The sequence below is a fragment of the Vibrio sp. Y176 genome, assembly GCF_033438945.1.
The window spans coordinates 1-683 of the sequence record NZ_JAWOQS010000567.1; the positions used below are offsets into that span (position 1 = coordinate 1).

Sequence of the window (683 nt, forward strand, 5' to 3'; positions counted from 1 at the left end):
TGCGTAACCATCCTGACGATCTGCTGCTTAGTCGCGCGTGTAATGACACCGTGATTGCATTGATGCAGCGCCATATCTCTGCATTTGAAACCAGCCGCAAAGATTCGCGCTTTGATCTAGAAGCAATAGACCGCTACATCGAACAACATCTCAGCCATAAGATCAGCGTAGCTCAGCTTGCGGGGCGCGTTTTCTTGGGTGAAAGCCAATTCCACAGCTTGTTTAAAGATCAGATGGGAATTACTCCGCATCAATACGTATTAGGTAAGCGCATTGATATGGCTCGTGAGCTAATCGAGCAAGGTCACCTCTCTTTAGGGCAAATCGCCGAGTTTACCGGCTTCTCAAGTCAAAGCACTTTTACTCATACCTTCACTCGATTTCAGGGACTTTCTCCCTCTCAGTATAAGAAACAGGTTGGGTAAATTTACCCAGAAAAAGACAAAACCATGCTCTATGCATGGTTTTTTTGTACTTTTTTACCTGTGATCTATTTCTCAATTTTATAGATTTGAGGCCAAATTGACGGTTTATTGAGCGTTACGGCCTCCATGCTCAAAAGAAGGTGTTGCTATAAGAATAATCTTATTGATATTCCTAACATTTTGTTGTGATTAAAATGCAAAAATTAAAATTTACAACACAAAATATTATCTATTTGAATGTGACTATGTGGATGTTTT

Annotated in this window: 1 protein-coding gene; it reads left to right on the forward strand. The window is 40.6% G+C overall.

Annotated features, from left to right (window positions below):
- Positions 1-425 (forward strand): AraC family transcriptional regulator (locus R7O13_RS27335; RefSeq protein ID WP_318305257.1); only part of this gene is annotated, 425 nt, incomplete at its 5' end.
- Positions 426-683: the final 258 nt, after the last annotated feature.